The organism is Leclercia sp. GHBNCSD, from assembly GCF_055805075.1.
Genome location: NZ_JBQVYO010000001.1, coordinates 2,153,686 through 2,179,338 on the forward strand (window position 1 = coordinate 2,153,686; position 25,653 = coordinate 2,179,338).

A 25,653-nucleotide genomic window follows, 5' to 3' on the forward strand; every position below is an offset into this window, starting at 1 on the left:
GTTGTGAATATATCAATTTCCGCAATAAATTTCCTGTTGTAATGTGGGTACATTCTCGCTGAACAGCGAACCGAACAATAAGACACACAACATCACGAGGTATCACCATGGCTAACTACTTCAACACACTGAACCTGCGCCAGCAGCTGGCGCAGCTGGGCAAATGCCGCTTTATGGCGCGCGATGAATTTGCCGATGGCGCAAGCTACCTTCAGGGTAAGAAAGTGGTCATCGTCGGCTGTGGCGCACAGGGTCTGAACCAGGGCCTGAACATGCGCGACTCCGGCCTGGATATCTCTTACGCCCTGCGTAAAGAAGCGATTGCTGAGAAGCGTGCTTCCTGGCGCAAAGCGACCGAAAACGGCTTCAAAGTGGGTACCTACGAAGAGCTGATCCCGCAGGCAGATCTGGTTGTTAACCTGACGCCAGACAAACAGCACTCTGACGTTGTGCGTTCCGTACAGCCTATGATGAAAGATGGCGCGGCGCTGGGTTATTCCCACGGCTTCAACATCGTTGAAGTGGGCGAGCAGATCCGTAAAGACATCACCGTCGTGATGGTGGCACCGAAATGCCCGGGTACCGAAGTGCGCGAAGAGTACAAGCGTGGTTTCGGTGTGCCGACCCTGATCGCGGTTCACCCGGAAAACGATCCGAAAGGCGAAGGGATGGCGATCGCCAAAGCATGGGCAGCAGCTACCGGCGGCCACCGTGCGGGCGTGCTGGAATCCTCCTTCGTGGCCGAAGTGAAGTCTGACCTGATGGGCGAGCAGACTATCCTGTGCGGCATGCTGCAGGCCGGTTCTCTGCTCTGCTTCGATAAGCTGGTGGAAGAGGGTACTGACCCGGCATACGCGGAAAAACTGATTCAGTTCGGCTGGGAAACCATCACCGAAGCGCTGAAGCAGGGCGGCATCACCCTGATGATGGACCGTCTGTCTAACCCGGCGAAACTGCGTGCCTTCGCCCTGTCCGAGCAGCTGAAAACCATCATGGCACCGCTGTTCCAGAAACATATGGACGACATCATCTCTGGCGAGTTCTCTTCCGGCATGATGGCTGACTGGGCCAACGACGATAAGAAACTGCTGACCTGGCGCGAAGAGACCGGTAAGACCGCGTTTGAGACCGCTGAGCAGTATGAAGGCAAAATCGGCGAGCAGGAGTACTTTGATAAAGGCGTTCTGATGATTGCGATGGTGAAAGCGGGCGTTGAGCTGGCGTTCGAAACCATGGTGGATTCCGGCATCATCGAAGAGTCTGCTTACTATGAATCCCTGCACGAGCTGCCGCTGATTGCGAACACCATCGCCCGTAAGCGTCTGTATGAGATGAACGTGGTTATCTCCGATACCGCTGAATACGGTAACTACCTGTTCTCTTATGCCTGCGTACCGCTGCTGAAAGAGTTCATGACCACCCTGCAGCCAGGCGATCTGGGCAAAGCGATTGCCGAAGGTGCGGTAGATAATGCCCAACTGCGTGACGTGAACGAAGCGATTCGCAGCCACGAGATCGAGAAAGTAGGTCACAAACTGCGTGGCTATATGACCGATATGAAACGTATCGCAGTAGCAGGCTAAAACCTCATGTCGGGTGGCGCTGCGCTTACCCGACCTACAAAGCTGTATCAAGTAGGCCGGGTAAGGCGAAGCCGCCACCCGGCTTTTTATTTGCGGTACAGCACTTTAATAACGTGGTAACCGAACTGAGTGTGCAGCGGGCCGGTTGGCTCCAGCACCGGGCAGGAGAAGACCACTTTATCGAACGCCGGAACCATCTGACCCTGGCGGAATTCACCCAGATCGCCGCCGCGTTTGCCTGACGGGCAAATAGAGTGCTTCTTCGCCAGCTTGCCGAAGTCGGCGCCGTTTTTAATCTGCTCCAGAAGATCCAGAGCCAGTTTCTCTTCTTTAACAAGAATATGCAGTGCTGCTGCTGTTTTTGCCATGATCGTGCCTTGAAGGGTTGAGTTAAATCGGGGCGCAATATACCACGCGTTAGCGGCGATACAGCACCTTAATGATATGGTAGCCATACTTCGTTTTGACCGGGCCGTAGGGTTTTAGCAGCGGGCAGCTAAAAACCGCCTCATCGAAAGGGCCCACCATCACACCCTGCTTAAATTCCCCTAAATCGCCGCCGTTGCGCCCGGAGGGACATTTAGAGTAGCGCTTCGCCAGATGATCGAAGCTGATGCCGCGTTCCAGTTTGGCAAGGATCTCCTGCGCCAGCTTCTCTTCTTTTACCAGAATGTGCAGGGCCGCTGCGCTCTTTTTCATGGTTCTGCTCTCGGGGTTAATCGCGTTTTGTTCACTTTATCATTAGCCGGTAAATCTGCGCCCGGCTTTCTGCTACAATCCCCACCCCGTTCGAAGATTGAGCAATATTCCCATGCGTTTAAACCCTGGACAACAACAAGCGGTCGAATTCGTTACTGGACCATGCCTGGTGCTGGCAGGGGCGGGTTCCGGTAAAACCCGCGTCATCACCAACAAAATCGCCCACCTGATCCGCGGCTGCGGCTATCAGGCACGCCACATCGCCGCGGTGACCTTTACCAACAAAGCGGCGCGCGAGATGAAAGAGCGTGTCGGGCAGACGTTAGGGCGCAAAGAGGCCCGCGGCCTGATGATCTCCACCTTCCATACCCTGGGGCTGGATATCATAAAGCGCGAATATGCGGCGTTGGGGATGAAAGCCAACTTCTCGCTGTTTGACGATACCGATCAGGTGGCATTGCTCAAGGAGCTGACCGAAGGGCTGATCGAAGATGACAAAGTGGTGCTGCAGCAGTTGATCTCCACGATCTCAAACTGGAAAAACGATCTGATGAGCCCTGCCCAGGCCGCCGCAAGCGCCAAAGGGGAGCGGGATCGGATCTTCGCCCACTGCTACAGCCTGTATAACGATCATCTCAAAGCCTGCAACGTGCTCGACTTTGACGACCTGATCCTGCTGCCCACGCTGCTGCTGCAAAGCAATGAAGAGGTGCGTGAGCGCTGGCAGAACAAGATCCGCTACCTGCTGGTGGATGAATATCAGGACACCAACACCAGCCAGTACGAGCTGGTGAAACTGCTGGTGGGTCAGCGGGCGCGTTTCACCGTGGTGGGTGACGATGACCAGTCGATCTACTCCTGGCGCGGCGCTCGTCCACAGAACCTGGTCCTGCTCAGTAAGGACTTCCCGGCGCTGCAGGTGATCAAGCTGGAGCAGAACTACCGCTCATCCGGGCGTATTCTGAAGGCGGCCAACATCCTGATCGCCAATAACCCACATGTGTTTGAAAAACGCCTCTTTTCCGAACTGGGATACGGCACGGAGCTGAAGGTGCTCAGCGCCAACAATGAAGATCACGAAGCCGAGCGCGTGGCGGGCGAACTGATTGCCCATCACTTCGTGAACAAAACCAACTACAAAGATTACGCCATTCTCTATCGCGGAAATCACCAGTCGCGCGTCTTTGAAAAGATGCTGATGCAGAACCGCATCCCGTACAAAATTTCCGGCGGAACCTCGTTCTTCTCGCGCCCGGAAATCAAGGATCTGCTCGCCTACCTGCGGGTACTGACCAACCCGGACGATGACAGTGCTTTCCTGCGGATCGTCAATACGCCGAAGCGTGAGATTGGCCCGGCGACACTGCAAAAACTGGGCGAGTGGGCGATGACCCGCAACAAGAGCCTGTTAACGGCCAGTTTCGATATGGGTCTGAGCCAGACCTTAACCGGGCGTGGCTATGAATCGCTGACCCGCTTTACCCACTGGCTGCGCGAGATCCAGCAGCTCAGCGAGCGGGAGCCGATTAATGCGGTGCGGGATCTGATCCGCGGCATCGACTATGAATCCTGGCTGTATGAAACTTCCGCCAGCCCGAAAGCGGCCGAGATGCGGATGAAGAACGTCAACCAGCTTTTCACCTGGATGACTGAGATGCTGGAAGGGACGGAGATCGATGAACCGATGACCCTGACCCAGGTGGTTACCCGCTTTACCCTGCGCGATATGATGGAGCGTGGTGAAAGCGAAGAGGAGGCGGATCAGGTGCAGCTGATGACCCTGCATGCCTCGAAGGGGCTTGAGTTCCCGTATGTCTATCTGGTGGGCATGGAAGAGGGCTTGCTGCCGCACCAGAGCAGCATCGATGAGGATAACGTCGATGAAGAGCGTCGTCTGGCCTATGTAGGCATCACGCGGGCGCAAAAAGAGCTGACATTTACGCTGTGTAAGGAGCGGCGTCAGTATGGAGAGCTGGTGCGTCCGGAGCCGAGCCGCTTCCTGCTGGAGTTACCTCAGGATGACGTACTCTGGGAGCAGGAACGTAAGGTCATCACCGCCGAAGAGCGGATGCACAAGGGGCAGGCCAGCATCGCCAATATTCGCGCCATGATGGAAAAAGCGAAAAACCGCTAGCCTGAAGGCCCGGTATGCGTAGCGCTACCGGGCATATCATCGTAATTAATGAACCTCAAGCGCCCAGTGTACGTAGCTCTGCCACTGGGACTCCTGTACCAGCATTTCGGCACCCAGCGGATGCGTATCGAGCCAGTTTTCCGGCAAAGTTAGCGTCAGCTTCTCTCCTTCCGCTTTCAGCGTGATGGCCGGCAAGAGATCGTCCCGGCGACGGCTGGCAAAGAGGATCGCCAGACGCAGCAGACGGCACAGATGTTCCGCCACGCGCGGCGGAACCGCATTTTGCTGGTGGAGCGAAGAGAGATCGACAGGGTTGGTCTGGTTTAACAGCAGCGTGGCCAACAATTTCTTTTGCGCCGGGGTAAAGCCGGGCAAATCGAGATTGCGCACCAGATACGCCGCGTGCAGCGGCGCTTGTTTGAAATCGACGCTCAGGCCAATTTCATGGAGCTGGCAGGCGCTAAGCAGTAATTCGCGACAGATGGGCTCAATATGCCACTCATTTTCGACGTGTTCGAGAAAACGTGTCGCCAGATTCGCTACCCGGTGCGCCTGTTCAATATCGACCATGAATCGCCGCTGGATGTTGCGCAGCGTATGGTCGCGAATATCCTGATCGACCGCCAGATGCAACATGCCGTAGACCAGACCTTCCCGCAGCGCGCCGCCCGCAAGGGTCATGCACTGAATATTCAGTTCGGTGAAAATGGCAATCAGGATCGCCAGCCCGCTCGGGAAGACCAGCGCGCGCTCAAGGGTTAGCCCTTCAATTTCCAGCTCTTCCAGGCGGCCGCAGAGGATCGCGCGCTGTTTTAACTGCTGAAGTTTCGCCAGCGTGATGCGCTCATCCATCCCCTGCGCCATCATGATTTCCTGCAACGCCTGAACGGTGCCGGACGCGCCAACGCAGACTTTCCAGCCGTGATAACGCAGTTCATCGGCCACCGGACGCAGCACTTCGCGCGCGGCTTTTTCCGCGTCATCAAAGTTTTCTTGCGCCAGATTGCGATCGGTGAAGTAGCGTTCAAGCCAGGTGACACAACCCATCGATAAGCTGTTCAGGGATGTCGCCTGGGCGCCATTACCGGTGACCAGCTCAGTGCTTGCACCACCGATGTCCACCACCAGACGACGCTCGTCACCGCCCGTGGTATGCGCTACCCCCTGATAAATCAGACGGGCTTCTTCTTCACCGCTGATCACCTGTATCGGGCAGCCAAGGATCTGCTGAGCAGTGGCAATAAATTCACCGGCATTCACCGCCAGACGCAGGGTTGCGGTAGCGACGACGCGGATTTGCTGAGAAGGGATATCCTGCAGACGTTCGGCGAAAAGACGCAGACATTGCCAGCCGCGCTCCATGGCTTCTGGAGAGAGCTGATTATCAGCACTCAGGCCCGCCGCGAGGCGGACCTTGCGCTTTATACGCGTCAGGGTTTGAACACTGCCCGCCACCTCGCGTACAACCAGCATATGAAAACTATTTGAACCTAAATCAATAGCTGCATAGAGCGAGGTAGACCGGAGCATATTTTTAGCCTGAACGACGACGATTACGCGGTGCGCTGTTACGGCGCGGACCATTGCCAGAACGCGCGCGGGTCAGGCGCTTCGGCGGTGGAAGCTCGCTCAACAGCGCTTCCGGGTTATATTTGCTGACCGGAATTGAGTGGCCGATATAGGTCTCAATCGCAGGCAGGTTCAGCGCGTACTCTTCACAGGCCAGGCTGATGGAGTGACCGCTTGCACCCGCACGACCGGTACGCCCGATACGGTGAACGTAATCTTCGCAGTCGTCCGGCAGGTCATAGTTGAAGACGTGCGTAACCGCCGGGATGTGCAGACCGCGCGCGGCAACGTCCGTTGCAACCAGAATATCGAGATCGCCACGGGTAAACTCTTCAAGAATGCGCAGACGTTTTTTCTGTGCGACATCGCCCGTCAACAGACCAACACGGTGTCCATCCGCAGCCAGGTGGCCCCAGATATCTTCACAACGATGTTTGGTATTGGCGAAAACGATGGCGCGATCCGGCCACTCTTCTTCAATGAGCGACTGCAGCAGACGCATTTTCTCTTCGTTGGAAGGGTAAAAAAGCTCTTCTTTAATACGGTGGCCGGTTTTCTGTTCCGGTTCCACTTCGACGTATTCGGCGTTGTTCATCTGTTCGAACGCCAGTTCACGGACGCGATAAGAGAGCGTGGCCGAGAACAGCATATTCAGACGCTGGTTAGCGGCAGGCATGCGACGGAACAGCCAGCGGATATCTTTAATAAAGCCGAGATCGTACATGCGATCGGCTTCGTCCAGCACCACAACCTGGATAGCGCCGAGGTTAATGTGGTTCTGCTTCGCGTAATCGATAAGACGGCCGGTGGTGCCGATCAGAATATCGACGCCGCTTTCCAGCACTTTCAGCTGTTTGTCATAACCGTCACCGCCGTAGGCCAGACCAAGTTTCAGGCCGGTAGCTTGCGCCAGGGGTTCTGCATCAGCGTGGATCTGTACCGCCAGTTCTCGCGTCGGTGCCATAATCAGCGCGCGCGGTTGGTTAACTTTACGGTCAGCAATTGCCGGATGAGAGAGTAAATAATGAAACGTTGACGTTAAAAACGCCATCGTTTTGCCGGTACCGGTTTGCGCCTGCCCTGCAACGTCGCGACCCGCCAGCGTCAGCGGAAGGGCGAGAGCCTGAATGGGCGTGCAGTTATGAAACCCTTTTGTTTCAAGGGCTTCGATCACTTTTGGGTGCAGGGCGAAGTCGGAAAACTTCTGTTCTGTTAAATGTGTTTTGCTCATAGTGTGGTAGAATATCAGCTTACTATTGCTTTACGAAAGCGTATCCGGTGAAATAAAGTCAACCTTTAGTTGGTTAATGCGACATCAACAGGTCGTTGATGGATGCAAGATCAACGCGCCAGGCTTATTCCTGTGGAGTTATATATGAGCGATAAAATTATTCACCTGACTGACGACAGTTTTGACACGGACGTACTTAAAGCTGACGGGCTGATCCTCGTCGATTTCTGGGCTGAATGGTGTGGTCCTTGCAAAATGATCGCCCCGATTCTGGATGAGATCGCCGACGAATATCAGGGCAAACTGACCGTGGCTAAACTGAACATCGACCAGAACCCGGGCACCGCGCCAAAATATGGCATCCGCGGCATCCCGACTCTGCTGCTGTTTAAAAACGGTGAAGTAGCAGCGACCAAAGTGGGCGCCCTGTCCAAAGGTCAGCTGAAAGAGTTCCTGGACGCCAATCTGGCGTAAGGCTTCTCGTCTGTGCGTCCAGGGTTTCTAAATTGTTTGGATCTCTGGACGCCCGGCTTGAGTCGTGCTAAGTTACCTATGACTTCGTTTTAAACATACCTTGTTGTTTGAATCTTGTTTTACCCGATACTTCCCGTTGTTGACATAAACAGTGCGAGAAGTGGATAGATTCCGGGCTTGTCACTCAATCCGTCTTGTCGTTTCAGTTCTGTGCTTTCCCTGTGAGCAGACAGCGAACAGACATGAGTTGATAGCCGTTAACAGGCATGGATGACCCTGCCATACCATTCACAAATTAAGTTCGAGTATTACCCCGAGTTTAAGAACCCACACCATTATGAATCTTACCGAATTAAAGAATACGCCGGTTTCTGAGCTGATCACTCTCGGCGAAAATATGGGGCTGGAAAACCAGGCTCGTATGCGCAAGCAGGACATCATTTTTGCCATCCTGAAGCAGCACGCAAAGAGTGGCGAAGATATCTTTGGCGACGGTGTGCTGGAGATATTGCAGGACGGATTTGGTTTCCTCCGCTCTGCAGACAGCTCCTACCTCGCCGGTCCTGATGATATCTACGTTTCTCCCAGCCAAATCCGCCGTTTCAACCTCCGCACTGGTGACACCATTTCAGGTAAGATTCGTCCTCCTAAAGAGGGTGAACGCTACTTTGCGCTGCTGAAAGTTAACGAAGTTAACTACGATAAGCCGGAAAACTCGCGCAATAAGATCCTGTTCGAAAACTTAACGCCGCTGCACGCGAACTCTCGCCTGCGCATGGAGCGTGGTAACGGTTCTACCGAAGATTTAACCGCTCGCGTTCTGGATCTGGCTTCGCCGATTGGTCGCGGTCAGCGTGGTCTGATTGTCGCGCCGCCAAAAGCGGGTAAAACCATGCTGCTGCAGAACATCGCGCAGAGCATCGCTTATAACCACCCAGACTGCGTACTGATGGTACTGCTGATTGACGAACGTCCGGAAGAAGTGACCGAGATGCAGCGTCTGGTGAAAGGTGAAGTGGTAGCGTCGACCTTTGACGAACCTGCCTCCCGCCACGTTCAGGTCGCTGAAATGGTTATCGAGAAGGCGAAGCGTCTGGTTGAGCATAAGAAAGACGTTATCATCCTGCTTGACTCCATCACCCGTCTGGCGCGTGCCTACAACACCGTGGTTCCAGCGTCCGGTAAAGTCTTGACCGGTGGTGTGGATGCCAACGCCCTGCATCGTCCGAAGCGTTTCTTCGGTGCTGCGCGTAACGTGGAAGAGGGCGGCAGCCTGACCATCATCGCAACCGCGCTGATCGACACCGGTTCGAAGATGGATGAAGTGATTTACGAAGAGTTTAAAGGTACAGGCAACATGGAACTGCACCTGTCGCGTAAAATCGCTGAAAAACGCGTCTTCCCGGCTATCGATTACAACCGTTCCGGTACCCGTAAAGAAGAGCTGCTCACCACTCAGGAAGAGCTGCAGAAAATGTGGATCCTGCGCAAAATTATCCATCCAATGGGTGAAATCGACGCGATGGAGTTCCTCATTAACAAGCTGGCGATGACGAAAACTAACGATGATTTCTTCGATATGATGAAACGCTCGTAATATAAATAAAGCGCCGAAACGCCACGTTTTAACGTGGCGTTTTTCTTTTATGGCTTATACGCTGTAACAGTAAGCTGTCAAATTATACTGCCGGGGACGAAAATCGGAATGTTCGTCAAAGCAGAAAAGTAATTGTCTGAAAAATAAACAAAGGGACTTGGGCGAGGCCTGCTTTTTCCTTCTTGAGCCGAGCCTTCAAGGTTATACTTTCGGGATTAACATTTGTTGAGAGCATCCATTGTGAATCTACTCACTGCGGTGACTGAGCTAATCAGTATTTTTCTTTTTACCACCTGTTTTTTATTCCTCGCCCGTAAGGTCGCGAAGAGAGTCGGACTGGTGGATAAGCCCAATTATCGTAAACGCCATCAAGGCTTGATTCCGCTGGTTGGTGGGATCTCGGTTTACGCGGGTATCTGCTTCACCTTCGCCATTGCGGATTATTATATCCCTCATGCGGCACTCTATCTGGCCTGTGCCGGCGTGCTGGTGCTGGTTGGCGCGCTGGATGACCGATACGATATCAGCGTCAAATTCCGCGCCGCGGTTCAGGCGGCTATCGGCGTCATCATGATGGTGGTAGGGAAACTCTATCTCAGCAGCCTGGGCTACATCTTTGGCACCTGGGAGATGGTACTGGGGCCATTCGGCTACTTCCTGACGTTGTTTGCCGTATGGGCGGCGATTAACGCCTTTAACATGGTAGACGGCATTGACGGTCTGCTTGGTGGGCTCTCCAGCGTCTCCTTCGCGGCTATCGGCATCATCCTCTGGTTTGATGGCCAGTACAGCCTGTCGATGTGGTGCTTCGCGATGATCGCCGCCATTCTGCCTTATATCTGCCTTAACCTCGGTGTCCTGGGACGTCGCTACAAGGTCTTTATGGGGGATGCCGGCAGTACGCTGATTGGCTTTACCATCATCTGGATCCTGCTGGAAACTACTCAGGGTAACACCCATCCAATCAGTCCGGTGACGGCACTGTGGATCATCGCCATTCCATTGATGGATATGGTGGCAATAATGTACCGCCGTCTGCGTAAAGGCATGAGTCCCTTCTCCCCAGACCGCCAGCATATTCATCATCTTATTATGCGTGCCGGCTTCACCTCACGACAGGCATTTGTCTTGATTACGCTGGCCGCTGCGCTGTTAGCCGGGATTGGCGTTGCCGCAGAATATGCACATTTCATTCCTGAATGGGTAATGTTGGTATTATTCTTGCTTGCATTTTTCCTGTACGGCTACTGTATTAAACGCGCATGGAAAGTAGCGCGCTTTATTAAACGCGTAAAACGCCGTATGCGTAGAAATAATGGCAATAACCCAACTTTAACTAAGTAAATCGGGACTGTAATGACTCAACCGTTGGCGGGAGCAAAATCAGTGGTAACTGAGAATGAGCTGGATGTTCGTGGCTTGTTCCGCGTGTTATGGGCGGGCAAGTTTTGGATTGCAGGTATTGCGCTGGGCTTTGCACTTATCGCTCTGGCCTATACCTTTTTCGCCAGACAAGAGTGGAGTGCGACGGCGATTACCGACCGTCCTACGGTGAATATGCTTGGAGGTTTCTACTCTCAGCAACAGTTTCTGCAGAATCTGGATGTAAAAGCGAATCCTGCGACCGCCGACCAGACTTCGGTAATGGACGAGTCCTACAAAGAGTTTGTTATGCAGCTCGCCTCCTGGGATACGCGCCGTGATTTCTGGAACCAGACCGACTATTTCAAACAGAGAATGGTCGGCAACAGCAAAGCCGATGCAGCCCTGCTGGATGAGCTGATCAACAACATTCAGTTTATGGCGGGTGATCCGCTGCGCAACATCAACGACAGCGTCAAGCTGATCGCTGAAACCGCGCCGGACGCGAATAACCTGCTGCGTCAGTATGTCGCTTTCGCCAGCCAGCGCGCAGCAAGCCACCTTAATGATGAGCTGAAAGGCGCCTGGGCGGCGCGTACCGTGCAGATGAAAGCGCAGGTCAAACGTCAGGAAGAGGTCGCCAAAGCCATCTTTAACCGCCGGGTACATAACCTCGATCAGGCGCTGAAGATTGCTGAAAAGAGCAATATCTCGCGCAGTGAAACCGATGTGCCTGCCGATGAACTGCCCGATTCTGAAATGTTCCTGCTGGGGCGTCCTATGCTCCAGGCGCGCCTGGAAAATCTGCAGGCCGTTGGGCCAGATTTTGACCTCGATTACGACCAGAACCGCGCCATGCTCAACACCCTCAACGTCGGTCCGACACTGGACCCGCGTTTTCAGACCTATCGTTATTTGCGAACACCTGAAGAACCTGTAAAACGCGATAGTCCACGTCGCGTATTCCTGATGATTATGTGGGGGATTGTGGGTGCTTTAATTGGCGCAGGCGTGGCATTAACCCGTCGTCGCAAAATTTAAGAACGCCGTCTACGATGAAGGCTGCTGGCCTTCATCGCTTAATCGAAGAGAATCGATGTGAAAGTACTCACTGTCTTTGGTACAAGGCCGGAAGCCATCAAGATGGCGCCTCTGGTCCATGCGCTGGCAAGCGACCCTTATTTTGAGGCGAAAGTTTGCGTTACCGCGCAGCATCGGGAGATGCTGGATCAGGTCCTAAAACTCTTTTCCATTGTTCCCGACTACGACCTCAATATTATGAAGCCGGGGCAAGGGCTAACCGAAATTACCTGCCGTATTCTGGAAGGTTTAAAACCTATTCTGGAGTCGTTCAGGCCGGATGTCGTGCTGGTGCACGGCGATACCACCACCACCATCGCCACCAGTCTGGCGGCATTCTATCAACGTATTCCGGTTGGACATGTCGAAGCCGGTTTACGCACGGGCGATCTCTCCTCCCCGTGGCCAGAAGAGGCGAACCGGACCCTGACCGGGCATCTGGCAATGTATCACTTTGCGCCAACCGAGAACTCCCGTCAGAACCTGCTGCGCGAAAACGTTAACGACCAGCACATCTTTGTCACCGGCAACACGGTGATCGACGCGCTGATTTGGGTGCGCGACCGGGTGCTGGCGAACGACAGCCTGCGTGGGCAACTGGCCGAACAGTATCCGTTTCTCGCTAACGGTAAAAAGATGATTCTGGTCACCGGACACCGGCGGGAAAGTTTTGGCCAGGGCTTCGAGCAAATTTGCCATGCGCTGGCTGAAATCGCCGCGCGTAACGAAGATGTCCAGATCGTCTATCCGGTGCATCTGAACCCTAATGTCAGCGAGCCGGTCAACCGCATCCTGGGGCATGTCAAAAACGTCATACTTATTGAGCCGCAGGACTATCTGCCATTCGTCTGGCTGATGAACCATGCCTGGCTGATCCTGACGGACTCAGGCGGAATTCAGGAAGAAGCGCCTTCACTGGGGAAACCGGTGCTGGTGATGCGTGAAACCACCGAGCGTCCTGAAGCGGTTAAAGCGGGGACGGTAAGGCTGGTGGGGACCGATTCACGAGCCATCGTGGAAGAGGTGACGCGCCTGCTACATAACAACGAAGAGTATCAGGCCATGAGCCGGGCCCATAACCCGTATGGTGATGGCCAGGCCTGTGACCGCATTTTGTACGCACTTAAACACAATCGGGTATCGCTATGAGTTTTACTACCATTTCTGTCATTGGTCTTGGCTACATTGGGCTGCCCACGGCGGCGGCATTTGCCTCCCGTCAAAAACAGGTAGTGGGTGTTGATATCAACCAGCATGCGGTTGAGACGATCAACAAGGGTGAAATTCATATCGTTGAGCCAGATCTCGACAAGGTGGTAAAAACCGCCGTTGAAGGGGGATACCTCAGGGCCAGTACCACACCAGTGGTTGCCGATGCCTACCTGATTGCTGTGCCGACGCCATTCAAAGGCGAGCATGAGCCGGATATGGCCTATGTCGAAGCGGCAGCGAAATCCATCGCCCCGGTACTAAAAAAAGGCGCGCTGGTGATCCTCGAATCCACCTCACCGGTGGGTGCCACCGAGCAAATGGCCCAGTGGCTGGCTGAGGCGCGCCCGGATCTGACTTTCCCGCAGCAGGCGGGCGAGCAGGCCGATATCAACGTCGCCTACTGCCCGGAGCGCGTGCTGCCGGGGCAGGTGATGGTCGAACTGATTAAAAACGATCGGGTTATTGGCGGCATGACTCCGGTCTGTTCCGCCCGCGCCAGCGAGCTGTATAACATCTTCCTCGAAGGCGAGTGCGTGGTGACCAACTCCCGTACCGCTGAGATGTGCAAACTCACCGAAAACAGCTTCCGCGACGTGAACATTGCGTTTGCTAATGAGCTGTCGCTGATTTGCGCCGATCAGGGGATTAACGTCTGGGAACTGATTCGTCTGGCGAACCGCCATCCGCGCGTGAATATCCTGCAACCCGGGCCGGGCGTAGGCGGCCACTGCATCGCGGTCGACCCGTGGTTTATCGTGTCGCAGAACCCCCAGCAGGCGCGTCTTATCCGTACCGCCCGCGAAGTTAACGACAGCAAGCCGCACTGGGTACTGAACCAGGTGAAAGCCACCCTGGCAGATTACCTGACCCAAAGCGGCAAGCGCGCGAACGAGGTGACCATCGCCTGTTTTGGTCTCGCCTTTAAGCCGAACATTGACGATCTGCGTGAAAGCCCGGCGATGGAAATTGCTGAGATGATTGCCGACTGGCACAGCGGTGAAACGCAGGTGGTGGAACCCAATATTCATGAACTGCCGAAAAAACTGGCTGGCCACTGCACCCTGACCAGCGTTGAAGAGGCGCTGGCAACCGCCGATGTGCTGGTGCTGCTGGTGGACCATAACGAGTTTAAAGCGATCCAGGGCGAGGCCGTCCGTCAGGAATTTATCGTTGATACCAAAGGGGTCTGGCGTTGAGTCAGCTCCACGGTGCGTTACAGCCGCTGGAGTGGGAAAGCGAGTTTTTTGCCCTTCCCACGGCGCTTGTGCGCCTCTCTGATGATGCTCCGCTGCTGACGGCTTCCGGGCTGGACGCCTGGCAGCGGGTGCAGGCTAAAATTCCGGCCACCCGCGCCGACTGGCTGGACGCGTTACAGGCGCAGGGCTTCAGGCTGGTGGAAGGCGAAGTCGATCTCGCCATTACCGTGACGCAACACGCTTGCCCTGGCGCGGAACCTGCGATGGAGCAGGATATCCCGGCGCTGCGCCAGCTGGCTGCTCAGGCCTTTGCGCAGAGCCGCTTTCGCGCCCCCTGGTACGCGCCTGACGACAGCGGTCGCTTCTATGCCCAGTGGATCGAGAATGCGGTAAAAGGCACCTTCGACCATCTCTGCCTGGTGTTCCGCGCGCCGGATAGCGCCATCCAGGGCTTTGTCTCCCTGCGCAAGCTCAGCGACAACGAGGCGCGTATCGGTCTGCTGGCCGGGCGCGGCATGGGCGAGAAGTTAATGCAGGCGGCGCTGCACTGGGCGCAGCAACAGCAGATTTCTACTTTGCGGGTGGCGACCCAGATGGGCAACACCGCCGCGCTTAAACGTTATATCGCAAGCGGCGGCAACATCGAAACGACCGCTTACTGGCTATACAGGTGACAAGATGATCCCATTTAATGCGCCTCCTGTGGTGGGCACCGAACTCGATTACATGCAGTCTGCGATGGGCAGCGGCAAACTTTGCGGCGATGGCGGCTATACGCGCCGTTGCCAGCAGTGGATGGAGCAGCGCTTTCAGAGCGCGAAAGTCCTCCTGACCCCCTCCTGCACCGCCTCGCTGGAGATGGCGGCCCTGTTGCTGGACATTGGTCCTGGCGACGAAGTGATCATGCCGAGCTACACCTTTGTCTCCACCGCCAACGCTTTCGTGCTGCGCGGGGCGAAAATCGTCTTTGTCGATATCCGTCCGGATACCATGAACATTGACGAGACGCTGATTGAAGCGGCGATCACCGACAAGACCCGCGCCATCGTGCCGGTACACTATGCCGGGGTGGCGTGCGAGATGGACACCATCATGGCGATTGCCAAAAAGCATAACCTGTACGTGGTGGAAGATGCCGCACAGGGAGTAATGTCCACCTACAAGGGCCGCGCGTTGGGCACCATCGGGCACATCGGCTGCTTCAGCTTCCACGAAACCAAAAACTACACCGCAGGCGGAGAAGGCGGCGCGACGTTGATTAACGATCGCGCCCTGGTGGAGCGCGCGGAGATCATCCGCGAGAAAGGGACCAACCGCAGCCAGTTCTTCCGTGGGCAGGTGGATAAGTACACCTGGCGCGATATCGGCTCCAGCTATCTGATGGCGGATCTGCAGGCGGCGTACCTGTGGGCACAGCTGGAGGCGGCAGACCGTATCAACCAGCAGCGTCTGGCGCTGTGGCAGACCTATCACGATGCGCTGGCTCCCCTGGCGCGCAAGGGCCGTATCGAGCTGCCGACCATTCCGGCAGAATGCGTCCATAACGCCCATATGTTCTATATCAAGCTGCGGGATAACGACGATCGCAGCGCGCTTATTGCATACCTGAAAGAGGCCGAAATTCTGGCGGTGTTCCACTATATTCCGCTGCACTCCAGCCCGGCGGGGGAAGCCTTTGGTCAGTTCGTGGGTGAAGATCGCTTTACCTCCAAAGAAAGTGAGCGGTTACTCCGCTTACCGCTGTTCTACAACCTCGCGGCGGTCAACCAGCGCACGGTGATCAATACCCTTCTGAGTTATTTCGGCTGATATGTCTCTGGCGAAAGCATCGGTGTGGACCGCCGCGTCCACACTCGTCAAGATCGGCGCGGGATTGCTGGTGGTAAAACTGCTGGCCGTCTCCTTTGGCCCGGCGGGTGTCGGGCAGGCGGGGAACTTTCGCCAGCTGGTCACCGTCCTCGGTGTACTGGCCGGGGCGGGGATCTTTAACGGCGTGACCAAGTACGTGGCGCAATATCATGACGATAAGGCGCAATTACGCACGGTGGTGGGTACCTCATCAGCGATGGTGCTGGGCTTTTCCACCCTGCTGGCGGTCGTCTTTTTACTGGCGGCTGCACCCATCAGCCAGGGGCTGTTCGGTCACACGGGCTATCAGGGTCTGGTAAGGCTGGTGGCGCTGGTGCAGATGGGCATCGCCTGGGCGAACCTGCTGCTGGCGCTGATGAAAGGCTTTCGCGATGCTGCCGGCAATGCGCTGGCGCTCATCGTCGGTAGCGTCATCGGGGTGGTTGCCTATTACGTCTGCTACCGGCTGGGCGGCTATGAAGGCGCACTGCTGGGGCTGGCGCTGGTGCCCGCGCTGGTGGTCGTTCCGGCGGCGTTTATGCTGATGCGCAGGGGCACAATTCCGCTGCACTATCTGAAGCCCGGATGGGATCGGCTTCTGGCGGGGCAGCTGGGCAAATTTACCCTGATGGCGCTTATCACCTCCGTCACCTTGCCGGTGGCCTACGTGATGATGCGAAACCTGCTGGCGGCGCACTACAGCTGGGATGAGGTGGGGATCTGGCAGGGGGTCAGCAGCATCTCCGATGCCTATCTGCAGTTTATTACCGCCTCCTTTAGCGTCTACCTGCTGCCCACGCTCTCACGGCTCACCGCCCGGCAGGAGATCACCCGCGAGATCCTCCGTTCGCTGCGCTTCGTCTTACCGGCGGTGGCGGTTGCCAGCTTTACCGTCTGGCTGCTGCGCGATGTCGCCATCTGGCTGCTGTTTTCCGCCAAATTTACCGCGATGCGCGACCTGTTCGCCTGGCAGTTGGTGGGGGACGTACTGAAAGTAGGCGCTTACGTCTTTGGCTATCTGGTGATTGCTAAAGCGTCGCTGCGGCTCTACATTCTGGCGGAAATCAGCCAGTTTGCGTTGCTGACGGCATTCTCTCACTGGTTGATCCCCGCGCATGGCGCGCTGGGAGCGGCTCAGGCCTATATGGCCACCTATATTGTCTATTTTGCTGCCTGTTGCGGCGTCTTTTTACTTTGGCATAAACGCGCATGACTGCACTGATTCACGTCCTGGGATCGGATATCCCACACCATAACCAGACCGTACTGCGGTTCTTTAATGATGAACTGGCTCCCGGCAGCGCGCTGGCGCGCGAATTTATGGTGGTGGGTAAGGACACCGGCCTTAGCGCCGCCTTCCCGGCAATGCAGCTGACCTTCTGGCCGGACAAAGCCACGCTTGCGAAAGCGGTGATCGCCAAAGCCAAAGCCAACCGCCAGCAGCGGTTCTTTTTTCACGGGCAGTTTAATACCGGCCTGTGGCTGGCCTTGTTGAGTGGTGGGATCAGGCCCGCGCAGTTTAACTGGCATATCTGGGGCGCCGACCTGTATGAAGTCTCCCGGGGCTGGAAGTTCCGTCTCTTCTACCCGCTGCGGCGTATGGCGCAGGGGCGGGTGGGCTGCATCTTTGCCACCCGCGGCGATTTAAACTATTTCGCAAAACAGCATCCGAACGTGCGCGGTGAGCTGCTCTATTTTCCGACCCGCATGGACCCGTCGCTGAACGGGTTAGCCCGGGAGGTGAAACGGGAGGGTAAACTGACGATTCTGGTGGGTAACTCTGGAGATCGCAGTAACGAACATATTGCGGCCCTGAAGGCGGTTCATCAGCAGTTTGGCGATACGGTCAACGTGATCGTGCCGATGGGCTATCCTGCTAATAACGCGGCATACATCGATGAAGTCCGTCAGAGTGGACAGGCATTATTCAGCCCGGACAATTTGCAGATCCTCAGCGATAAGCTGGCCTTTGAGGACTATCTCGCCCTGCTGCGTCAGTGCGATCTGGGCTATTTCATTTTTGCGCGCCAGCAGGGGATCGGCACGCTCTGTCTGCTGATCCAGGCGGGCATTCCCTGTGTGCTTAATCGCGAAAACCCGTTCTGGCAGGACATGGCCGAACAGCACATTCCGGTGCTGTTTACCACTGATGACCTGAACGAAGAGGTGGTGCGTGAAGCCCAGCGACAGCTTGCGCAGGTGGATAAAAACGCCATCGACTTCTTCAGCCCGAACTACCTTACGCCGTGGCACCAGGCGCTGCGGATCGCCTCAGGAGAGAATGCATGAGCCAGTTGCAATTTAGCGGCCTGCTGGTCATCTGGCTTCTGAGCGCCTTGTTTATCGCCACGCTGACGTGGTTTGAATTCCGCCGGGTGCGCTTTAACTTCAACGTCTTCTTCTCGCTGCTGTTTCTGCTGACCTTTTACTTCGGCTTCCCGCTGACCAGCGTGCTGGTGTTCCGCTTCGATGTGGCCGTCGTACCGCCGGAGATCCTGATGCAGGCGCTGCTGTCGGCCACCTGCTTCTATGGGGTCTATTACGTCGCCTATAAGACGCGGCTGAAACCGGCCAGCAGCGACGCATCGCGACGGCCTTTGTTCACCATGAACCGGGTTGAGACGCATCTGACCTGGATGATGCTGATGGGCATTGCCCTTGTCACTGTCGGTATCTTCTTCATGCACAACGGCTTTTTGCTGTTCAAGCTGCACTCCTACAGCCAGATCTTCTCCAGCGAAGTCTCCGGGGTGGCGCTTAAGCGTTTCTTCTATTTCTTCATTCCGGCGATGCTGGTGATCTATTTCCTGCGTCAGGATGCCCGGGCGTGGCTCTTCTTCCTGGTCAGTACCGTGGCGTTTGGCCTGCTGACCTATATGATTGTCGGCGGCACGCGTGCAAACATCATTATCGCCTTCGCGATCTTCCTGTTTATCGGCATTATTCGCGGCTGGATCTCGCTGTGGATGCTGGCTGCGGCGGGTGTGCTGGGGATTGTGGGGATGTTCTGGCTGGCGCTGAAGCGCTACGGCATGGATGTCAGCGGCGACGAAGCGTTTTACACCTTCCTGTACCTCACCCGCGACACCTTCTCGCCGTGGGAAAACTTAGCCCTGCTGCTGCAGAACTACGACAAAATCGATTTTCAGGGGCTGGCGCCCATTGTTCGCGATTTTTATGTCTTTATCCCCACCTGGCTGTGGCCGGACAGACCGGGCGTGGTGCTGAATACGGCAAACTACTTTACCTGGGAAGTGCTGAACAACCACTCCGGGCTGGCAATCTCACCGACGCTGATAGGTTCGCTGGTGGTGATGGGCGGCGGCTGGTTTATCCTGCCTGGGGCGATTGCCGTTGGGCTGATTATAAAATGGTTCGACTGGCTCTATACGCTGGGCAATCAGGAGACCAACCGCTATAAGGCAGCGATTTTGCATAGTTTCTGTTTCGGTGCCATTTTCAATATGATCGTACTGGCGCGAGAAGGGCTGGATTCGTTCGTCTCCCGCGTGGTCTTTTTCATGGTGGTTTTTGGCGCCTGTCTGCTGATGGCGAAGCTGCTGTACTGGCTGTTCGACAGCGCCGGGTTAGTGCATAAGCGCGAACCGGTAAACGGCAGGGCGCTTTCGCGAGTCTGAGTAAGGATAATAATGACTGATAATACCTCAGCACCGCAGTATGACTTGCGGGGCCTGAAGCTGATTGGCTGGCGTGATATGCAGCATGCGCTGGACTATCTCTGTGCCGGGGACGGGATCAAAACCGGCACGCTGGTGGCCATCAATGCAGAAAAAATGCTTACCCTTGAGGATAACGCCCAGGTGCGCGACCTCATCGAGGCGGCCGAATTTAAATATGCGGACGGGATAAGCGTGGTGCGCTCCGTGCGTAAGAAGTACCCGGGGGCGAACATCTCTCGCGTCGCGGGGGCCGATCTCTGGGAAGCGCTGATGGCGCGGGCGGGGGCAGACGGTACGCCAGTCTTCCTCGTCGGCGGCAAACCTGGGGTGCTGGCGCAAACCGAGCAGAAATTGCGTGACCAGTGGCAGGTGAATATCGTCGGCAGCCAGGACGGCTATTTCAGCCCTGACGAGCAGCAGGCGCTATTTGCCCGTATTCGAGACAGCGGGGCGAAGATCATCTCCGTCGCGATGGGTTCACCGCGCCAGGAGATCCTGATGCGCGACTGCCGTCAGGTCTATCCGGATGCGCTCTATATGGGCGTGGGCGGCACTTACGATGTCTTTACCGGCCACGTAAAGCGCGCGCCAAAAGTGTGGCAGAACCTGGGGCTGGAGTGGCTCTATCGCCTGTTATCCCAGCCGAGCCGGATCACCCGCCAGCTCCGTCTGCTGCGTTATCTCGGCTGGCACTACTCCGGACGCCTGTAATATCTGAATCGCAGCGCGATATACTGCTCGCGCTGCAATACGCCCGTAAATCTGCTGCTTTTCTCAACAATACATTCATTTTTTTAACGCATCGTTTGCCATTTCACAAAATTTAAGAAACCATTCCCCTCCGTCACTACCGTACCAGGCTGTTTTTGCATCAACCGTAAACATAAACGGTCCATTACGCACAGCCTGTGATAGCGCATCTGTACCTATAACAATAACCGGCGCAGGCCGGGAGAGTCGCAAGCACAACCGAGGATTTATGTCAGAGAAAAAACCGGAGCTTCAGCGTGGGCTGGAAGCTCGTCATATCGAACTTATCGCCCTTGGCGGGACGATTGGCGTGGGCCTGTTTATGGGCTCCGCCAGCACCCTGAAATGGGCCGGGCCGTCGGTCCTGCTGGCGTATATCATCGCCGGGCTGTTCGTCTTCTTTATCATGCGTTCCATGGGGGAGATGCTGTTCCTCGAGCCGGTCGCCGGTTCGTTCGCCGTTTATGCGCATCGCTACATAAGCCCGTTTTTTGGCTATCTCACGGCGTGGTCGTACTGGTTTATGTGGATGGCGGTGGGCATATCGGAGATCACCGCCATTGGGGTCTACGTGCAGTTCTGGTTCCCGGAGATGGCACAGTGGATACCTGCGCTTATCGCCGTGGGGCTGGTGGCGCTGGCGAACCTCGCCGCCGTGCGTCTGTACGGTGAGATCGAATTCTGGTTTGCGATGATTAAAGTAACCACCATTATCGTGATGATTGTCATCGGCGTGGGGGTGATCTTCTTCGGCCTGGGTAACGGGGGCCAGGCGATTGGCTTTGGCAACCTGACGGAACACGGCGGCTTCTTTGCTGGCGGCTGGAAGGGCTTCCTGACGGCGCTCTGCATTGTGGTGGCGTCCTATCAGGGGGTTGAGCTTATCGGGATCACTGCCGGGGAGGCGAAAAACCCGCAGGTGACCCTGCGCAGCGCGGTCGGCAAGGTGCTGTGGCGTATCCTCATCTTCTATGTCGGCGCGATTTTTGTCATCGTCACTATCTTCCCGTGGAATGAGATTGGCAGTAACGGCAGCCCGTTCGTGCTCACCTTTGCCAAAATCGGCATTACCGCAGCGGCGGCGATTATCAACTTTGTGGTGCTGACGGCGGCGCTCTCCGGCTGTAACAGCGGCATGTATAGTTGCGGGCGTATGCTCTACGCGCTGGCGAACAACCGTCAGCTGCCGGCGGCGGTGGGGAAAGTCTCCGGCGCCGGAGTGCCGGTGGTGGGCGTTGCCATCTCGATTATTATTCTGCTGGTGGGGTCATGCCTGAACTACATCATCCCGAACCCGCAGCGTGTCTTCGTTTATGTCTACAGCGCCAGCGTTCTGCCAGGTATGGTGCCGTGGTTTGTGATCCTGATTAGCCAGCTGCGTTTTCGTCAGGCGCATAAAAACGCGATTGCCAGCCATCCGTTCCGCTCCATTCTCTTCCCATGGGCTAACTATTTAACGATGGCGTTCCTGATCTGCGTGCTGATCGGCATGTACTTCAACGAAGACACCCGCATGTCGCTGTATGTCGGGGCGATATTCCTGGCGGCCGTTAGCGCGGGATACAGGCTTTTTGGCCTGGGGCGACACGTGGAAAGGGTCAAAACGCAGTAATATGCGGCAAAGTGCGCAAAGTCTAAGCAAACGCGCATTTATTTTAAAAAAGCACTAGACAGCAGACCGAGACCTCCGTAATATCCAGCCCCGCAACGGCGCTAAGCGCCCGTAGCTCAGCTGGATAGAGCGCTGCCCTCCGGAGGCAGAGGTCTCAGGTTCGAATCCTGTCGGGCGCACCATTCACCCGGTGCTGGAGCTGCGGTGGTCTGTTAAGTAGGCAGAACCGCGTGAAAGAGTAAAGAATCAAGTAGTGGTGGCTATAGCTCAGTTGGTAGAGCCCTGGATTGTGATTCCAGTTGTCGTGGGTTCGAATCCCATTAGCCACCCCATTATTTAAAGAGTTGTGAATTGCGAAGGTGGCGGAATTGGTAGACGCGCTAGCTTCAGGTGTTAGTGTCCTTAGGATGTGGGGGTTCGAGTCCCCCCCCTCGCACCACGACTTTTAATGAATTGAACTAAAAATTCAAAAAAGCAGTATATCGGCGAGTAGCGCAGCTTGGTAGCGCAACTGGTTTGGGACCAGTGGGTCGGAGGTTCGAATCCTCTCTCGCCGACCAATTTTGAACCCCGCTTCGGCGGGGTTTTTTGTTTTCTGCTTTTCCTGCCCCTGTTGTTTATTGCCGACAGCGATATCCTGGCCTGTCGTGAATAAGTGACATATAACCTATTGAAATGAATCAATATATCGCTTTATCCGTCAGCCTGTCTCTTCCTGGAGACACTTTGGCCTGATTATTGGCCCATTCTGCCGCCCGTTTCCTGACTGACAGGGATAATTTCCTTTTATCTTAAAAAGTTGAGATACATACAACTTCGTAATGCAACATTGGCACATTGCATGCAATAATATGCGTGTAGATGCTCATTCCACCTCTTATGTTCGCCTTAGTGCCTCATAAACTCCGGAATGACGCAGAGCCATTTACGGTGCTTATCGTCCACTGACAGATGTCGCTTCGGCCTCATCAAACACCCTGGACACAACGTTGAGTGAAGCACCACAAGTTGTCAAACAGACCTGTTTAACGCCTGCTTTTTAGCAGGCGTTTTTTTATGCCTTATCTGCAGTAGCGCGTCAGGATCCCCACCACCATTAGCAGGGCACAGCCCGAAACGCCATACAGCGCCTGTAGCGGCCCCAGCACGTCAGCAACCAGTGCCGTGAGGCCGGTAAAGAGCGATGCGCTGGCGGTTTGCCATCGCCAGGCCCTGCCGCTGGCCGAGGAGATCAGGTCAGCCTGAAAGCTGCTTAACAGGCTAAAAGTGCCCACCGCAAAAACGACGTTCGAAGCGAGATGGGCGACAAAAACGACCCCCAGCGCTTGCATCCCCGATAGCAGCGGGATCGTCCCGTAGGCAAGTAAAAAGAGGCCGAGGCAGGTCAGCAGGAGGCGGTTTTGCCCGGCGTAGCGGGGCAGGCTCTCTCTTTTCAGCAGCAGCGGGCCGCACAGTTGCCCCATGCTGCGGGCAAAAAGCAGAGGCAGGGCCAGCCCGGCAGCATCATTCGGCTCGATCTGCTGCGCCAGTGCAGGCAGCAGCGCCATAGCGGGTGAACCCACGGCGGCGAGGGCAGGAAGCAGCAACAGGCTGCGTTTTTGCTGCGCTCCCAGTGCCTGCCAGCGCATCGCCACCGGTCTTTCGGTTTCTGCTGCCTGCTCAGGCGCCAGAGAAGGCAACGCGCTGCCAGTGAGGCGCAGCAACAGCAAGGAGCCCGCAAAGGTGAGCGCGTCGATCCCCAGCAGTGCCAGCGCGGGCAGATGATGAAACAGCACCATACCCAGCCCGGTGCCCAGTAGCACCTGCGAAGCAAAAATCATCGTCTCCAGGCAGGTCGCCGCAGGCAGCTCGGCTTCGGACAATCCTCGCCGGAACAGCAGGGCCAGCGCGGGCCAGCTCATGCCCGTCAGAAAGGCCTCGGTGGACTGCACCGCCAGCAGCGCTACCATGCTGTGAAACTGAATGCCCAGCAGGGGAAACAGCAGGGCGAGCAGACCCAGCCACTCTGTCAGGAGCAGCAGGCCGATGGGTGAAAAACGCATACAGAACTTCTCCCCGACGAGGCTGCCCAGAAATCCCGGTAGCAGGGCAAACAGATATGCCAGGGTCAGTAAAGAGGCGGGAGCCTGCCACTCCAGCAGCAGACCAAAGACCATCACCTGGGTTAAGCCATTTCCCACAGAGGTAAACAGAAAAGCGCAGGCCAGCAGGCGCAGCCAGCGATGACAGCGCAGCGCGTGAAAAAGCGCATACAAAAGCGTGTTCATGAAACGATCCTTTCAAAAACAATTTAATCCACGCCGTAAAAGGCGTGTACAGAAAAAATGTTCAATGAAAGGAGATCGTTACATTGGCGGAGTGGGTCTCTGAAGAAGATGCTAAGAATGTAGCAAATAAAAAAGGAGGCCGTCAGGCCTCCTGTGCAATTATTGCTGCGGGGGATTGTTCTGTAATGTCAGCAGCAGACCGTCGCGGCGCATTTCGGCAGCCTCTTCCGGCAGATGCAGTTTATCCAGCGTATCCGCCAGCCAGGCATAATCGAACGCATCCGGGCGCTGTTTTAACGCGGCGCGGAAGGCGAGGCTGGCCTCTTTCCATTCGCCATGTCTGGCCAGTGACTGACCCAGAGTGCTCCACAGCAGAGGGCGATCGCCCACGGTTTTGATCTGCTGGCGCAGCATTTTCTCGATCTGCTCCGGATTATTGGTTTTCAGGCGTGGGATCACCATCACCAGACGATCGTCGTACTGGCGTTTCAGGCCATCAAGGATGATGCTCTGGGCGGTATCGTGATCGTCACACTCAATCAGGTGTTCCGCCATCGCCACCTGCAGGGGCACCTGCTGGCGCGTTTTGCGGCTCTGATTTTTCCACCAGGCCTTCAGGCCATCGCTACCCTGATCGGCTCGCGCCTGGTCCATCAGCCCGATCCATGCCTGACGTTGCAGGCTGTCGCGCTGCTCTTCATCGCCGACGTCGGCTTTCGCCATCGACGGGATGATGTCCAGCAGCGAGCCCCACGCGCCGGTGCGGATATAGGCCTGCTCAGCCAGACGCAGCACCTCTGGATGACGCGGCGCGATCTCCAGCAGGCGATCGACGCCGTGACGGGCGGCATGGTTTTCGTTACGCGCCAGCTGCAGGCGCACACGGGTGATCTCAACCGGGATCGGATCGTTTTCAGCCAGCTCGGCGGCACGCTCCAGATGCTGATTGGCGCGTGCTTCGTCGCCGCGCTGCTGTGCGGCTTCCGCCGCCAGCAGATAGTTGACCACCGGCTGTTCAGCATGATCGGCATTCTTCGACATCAGCTTCTCAACCTGCTGATAGTCCCCTTCAGCCAGTTTCAGCAGGGCCTGTTCGGTCTGCTTACGGGCACGGCGGCGCTTGCGGCCGACAAACCAGCTGCGGGTATGGGCCCCGGTACGGAAGATGCGGCGCAGGATCCACTCGATCGCCAGAAATGCCACCATCACCAGGATCAAAATGATCACCAGCCCGGTGACGCTGGTTTCGATATTGTAGTTATCGGTCTGGATCAGCACGTAGCCCTGATGACCCGCCAGCATAGGACCCAGCACGATCCCGGCGAGCAGCAGTGCGAAGAGTAATAAAACTTTTAACAT

Annotated in this window: 21 protein-coding genes and 4 tRNA genes; 19 read left to right on the top strand and 6 right to left on the bottom strand. The window is 56.0% G+C overall.

Annotated features, from left to right (window positions below; genetic code table 11):
* The first annotated feature begins 107 nt into the window (after nt 1-107).
* Nucleotides 108-1,583, top strand: a complete 1,476-nt coding sequence (gene ilvC, locus ACT3IC_RS10380) for a ketol-acid reductoisomerase (RefSeq protein ID WP_156655362.1) — start codon at nt 108-110, stop codon at nt 1,581-1,583.
* Nucleotides 1,584-1,669: 86 nt separating this feature from the next.
* Here ilvC and ppiC (ACT3IC_RS10385) read toward each other — a convergent pair whose 3' ends face one another.
* Together ppiC (ACT3IC_RS10385) and ppiC (ACT3IC_RS10390) are read right to left on the bottom strand one after the other, a co-directional pair.
* A complete protein-coding gene (gene ppiC, locus ACT3IC_RS10385; protein ID WP_008501570.1) occupies nt 1,670-1,951 on the bottom strand; it encodes a peptidylprolyl isomerase PpiC in 282 nt (93 codons plus the stop codon).
* A gap of 49 nt (nt 1,952-2,000) precedes the next feature.
* Nucleotides 2,001-2,282, bottom strand: coding sequence for a peptidylprolyl isomerase PpiC (gene ppiC / locus ACT3IC_RS10390; protein ID WP_103825311.1), 282 nt, complete (start codon nt 2,280-2,282; stop codon nt 2,001-2,003).
* A 112-nt stretch (nt 2,283-2,394) separates the two neighbouring features.
* Between ppiC (ACT3IC_RS10390) and rep the strand changes: the two genes are divergently transcribed.
* Entirely contained in the window at nt 2,395-4,416 is a 2,022-nt protein-coding gene (gene rep / locus ACT3IC_RS10395; RefSeq protein ID WP_180210060.1) for a DNA helicase Rep, read from the top strand.
* Nucleotides 4,417-4,461: 45 nt separating this feature from the next.
* Here rep and gppA read toward each other — a convergent pair whose 3' ends face one another.
* Together gppA and rhlB are read right to left on the bottom strand one after the other, a co-directional pair.
* Nucleotides 4,462-5,946, bottom strand: coding sequence for a guanosine-5'-triphosphate,3'-diphosphate diphosphatase (gene gppA, locus ACT3IC_RS10400; protein WP_473477366.1), 1,485 nt, complete (start codon nt 5,944-5,946; stop codon nt 4,462-4,464).
* 4 nt (nt 5,947-5,950) lie between these two features.
* Entirely contained in the window at nt 5,951-7,216 is a 1,266-nt protein-coding gene (gene rhlB, locus ACT3IC_RS10405) for an ATP-dependent RNA helicase RhlB (RefSeq protein WP_103177466.1), read from the bottom strand.
* A 144-nt stretch (nt 7,217-7,360) separates the two neighbouring features.
* Here rhlB and trxA point away from each other — a divergent pair, with 144 nt between their 5' ends.
* The 17 genes from trxA (at nt 7,361) to ACT3IC_RS10490 (ending at nt 22,587) form a co-directional block, all read left to right on the top strand.
* Nucleotides 7,361-7,690, top strand: a complete 330-nt coding sequence (gene trxA, locus ACT3IC_RS10410; protein WP_006179218.1) for a thioredoxin TrxA — start codon at nt 7,361-7,363, stop codon at nt 7,688-7,690.
* Between the two features lie 337 nt (nt 7,691-8,027).
* Nucleotides 8,028-9,287 carry a transcription termination factor Rho gene (gene rho, locus ACT3IC_RS10415; protein ID WP_001054528.1) on the top strand — a complete coding sequence of 420 codons (1,260 nt, stop codon included), beginning with the start codon at nt 8,028-8,030 and terminating at the stop codon, nt 9,285-9,287.
* A 240-nt stretch (nt 9,288-9,527) separates the two neighbouring features.
* A complete protein-coding gene (wecA, locus tag ACT3IC_RS10420; protein ID WP_103177465.1) occupies nt 9,528-10,631 on the top strand; it encodes a UDP-N-acetylglucosamine--undecaprenyl-phosphate N-acetylglucosaminephosphotransferase in 1,104 nt (367 codons plus the stop codon).
* Between the two features lie 12 nt (nt 10,632-10,643).
* Nucleotides 10,644-11,690 carry an ECA polysaccharide chain length modulation protein gene (gene wzzE / locus ACT3IC_RS10425; RefSeq protein WP_473477370.1) on the top strand — a complete coding sequence of 349 codons (1,047 nt, stop codon included), beginning with the start codon at nt 10,644-10,646 and terminating at the stop codon, nt 11,688-11,690.
* Nucleotides 11,691-11,747: 57 nt separating this feature from the next.
* Nucleotides 11,748-12,878 carry a non-hydrolyzing UDP-N-acetylglucosamine 2-epimerase gene (gene wecB, locus ACT3IC_RS10430; protein WP_103177463.1) on the top strand — a complete coding sequence of 377 codons (1,131 nt, stop codon included), beginning with the start codon at nt 11,748-11,750 and terminating at the stop codon, nt 12,876-12,878.
* Nucleotides 12,875-14,137 carry a UDP-N-acetyl-D-mannosamine dehydrogenase gene (gene wecC, locus ACT3IC_RS10435; RefSeq protein WP_473477373.1) on the top strand — a complete coding sequence of 421 codons (1,263 nt, stop codon included), beginning with the start codon at nt 12,875-12,877 and terminating at the stop codon, nt 14,135-14,137. The genes wecB and wecC overlap by 4 nt, the downstream gene beginning before the upstream one ends.
* A complete protein-coding gene (rffC, locus tag ACT3IC_RS10440; protein WP_473477376.1) occupies nt 14,134-14,811 on the top strand; it encodes a dTDP-4-amino-4,6-dideoxy-D-galactose acyltransferase in 678 nt (225 codons plus the stop codon). Before wecC ends, rffC begins: the two co-directional genes overlap by 4 nt.
* Nucleotides 14,812-14,815: 4 nt before the next feature.
* Nucleotides 14,816-15,946: a dTDP-4-amino-4,6-dideoxygalactose transaminase gene (gene rffA / locus ACT3IC_RS10445; protein WP_420193853.1), complete on the top strand. Its 1,131-nt coding sequence runs from the start codon at nt 14,816-14,818 to the stop codon at nt 15,944-15,946.
* Between the two features lies 1 nt (nt 15,947).
* Nucleotides 15,948-17,198 (top strand): lipid III flippase WzxE, encoded by a 1,251-nt coding sequence (gene wzxE / locus ACT3IC_RS10450; RefSeq protein WP_214422512.1) that lies wholly within the window; start codon nt 15,948-15,950, stop codon nt 17,196-17,198.
* Complete coding sequence (locus ACT3IC_RS10455) at nt 17,195-18,274, top strand: TDP-N-acetylfucosamine:lipid II N-acetylfucosaminyltransferase (protein ID WP_473477380.1); 1,080 nt, start codon at nt 17,195-17,197, stop codon at nt 18,272-18,274. The genes wzxE and ACT3IC_RS10455 overlap by 4 nt, the downstream gene beginning before the upstream one ends.
* Nucleotides 18,271-19,623 carry an ECA oligosaccharide polymerase gene (wzyE, locus tag ACT3IC_RS10460; protein ID WP_103177457.1) on the top strand — a complete coding sequence of 451 codons (1,353 nt, stop codon included), beginning with the start codon at nt 18,271-18,273 and terminating at the stop codon, nt 19,621-19,623. Before ACT3IC_RS10455 ends, wzyE begins: the two co-directional genes overlap by 4 nt.
* 12 nt (nt 19,624-19,635) lie before the next feature.
* On the top strand, nt 19,636-20,376 hold the full coding sequence (gene wecG, locus ACT3IC_RS10465; RefSeq protein WP_159340422.1) for a lipopolysaccharide N-acetylmannosaminouronosyltransferase: 741 nt from the start codon (nt 19,636-19,638) through the stop codon (nt 20,374-20,376).
* Nucleotides 20,377-20,644: 268 nt separating this feature from the next.
* Nucleotides 20,645-22,027, top strand: coding sequence for a bifunctional threonine/serine APC transporter ThrP (thrP, locus tag ACT3IC_RS10470; RefSeq protein ID WP_103177455.1), 1,383 nt, complete (start codon nt 20,645-20,647; stop codon nt 22,025-22,027).
* A gap of 105 nt (nt 22,028-22,132) precedes the next feature.
* Nucleotides 22,133-22,209, top strand: a tRNA-Arg gene (locus ACT3IC_RS10475).
* A 74-nt stretch (nt 22,210-22,283) separates the two neighbouring features.
* Nucleotides 22,284-22,359: transfer RNA gene (locus ACT3IC_RS10480), tRNA-His, on the top strand.
* A gap of 21 nt (nt 22,360-22,380) precedes the next feature.
* Nucleotides 22,381-22,466, top strand: a tRNA-Leu gene (locus ACT3IC_RS10485).
* A 44-nt stretch (nt 22,467-22,510) separates the two neighbouring features.
* Nucleotides 22,511-22,587, top strand: a tRNA-Pro gene (locus ACT3IC_RS10490).
* Between the two features lie 501 nt (nt 22,588-23,088).
* Here ACT3IC_RS10490 and ACT3IC_RS10495 read toward each other — a convergent pair.
* Together ACT3IC_RS10495 and hemY are read right to left on the bottom strand one after the other, a co-directional pair.
* A complete protein-coding gene (locus ACT3IC_RS10495; RefSeq protein ID WP_473477383.1) occupies nt 23,089-24,294 on the bottom strand; it encodes an MFS transporter in 1,206 nt (401 codons plus the stop codon).
* Nucleotides 24,295-24,453: 159 nt separating this feature from the next.
* Nucleotides 24,454-25,653, bottom strand: a complete 1,200-nt coding sequence (gene hemY, locus ACT3IC_RS10500; protein WP_103825327.1) for a protoheme IX biogenesis protein HemY — start codon at nt 25,651-25,653, stop codon at nt 24,454-24,456.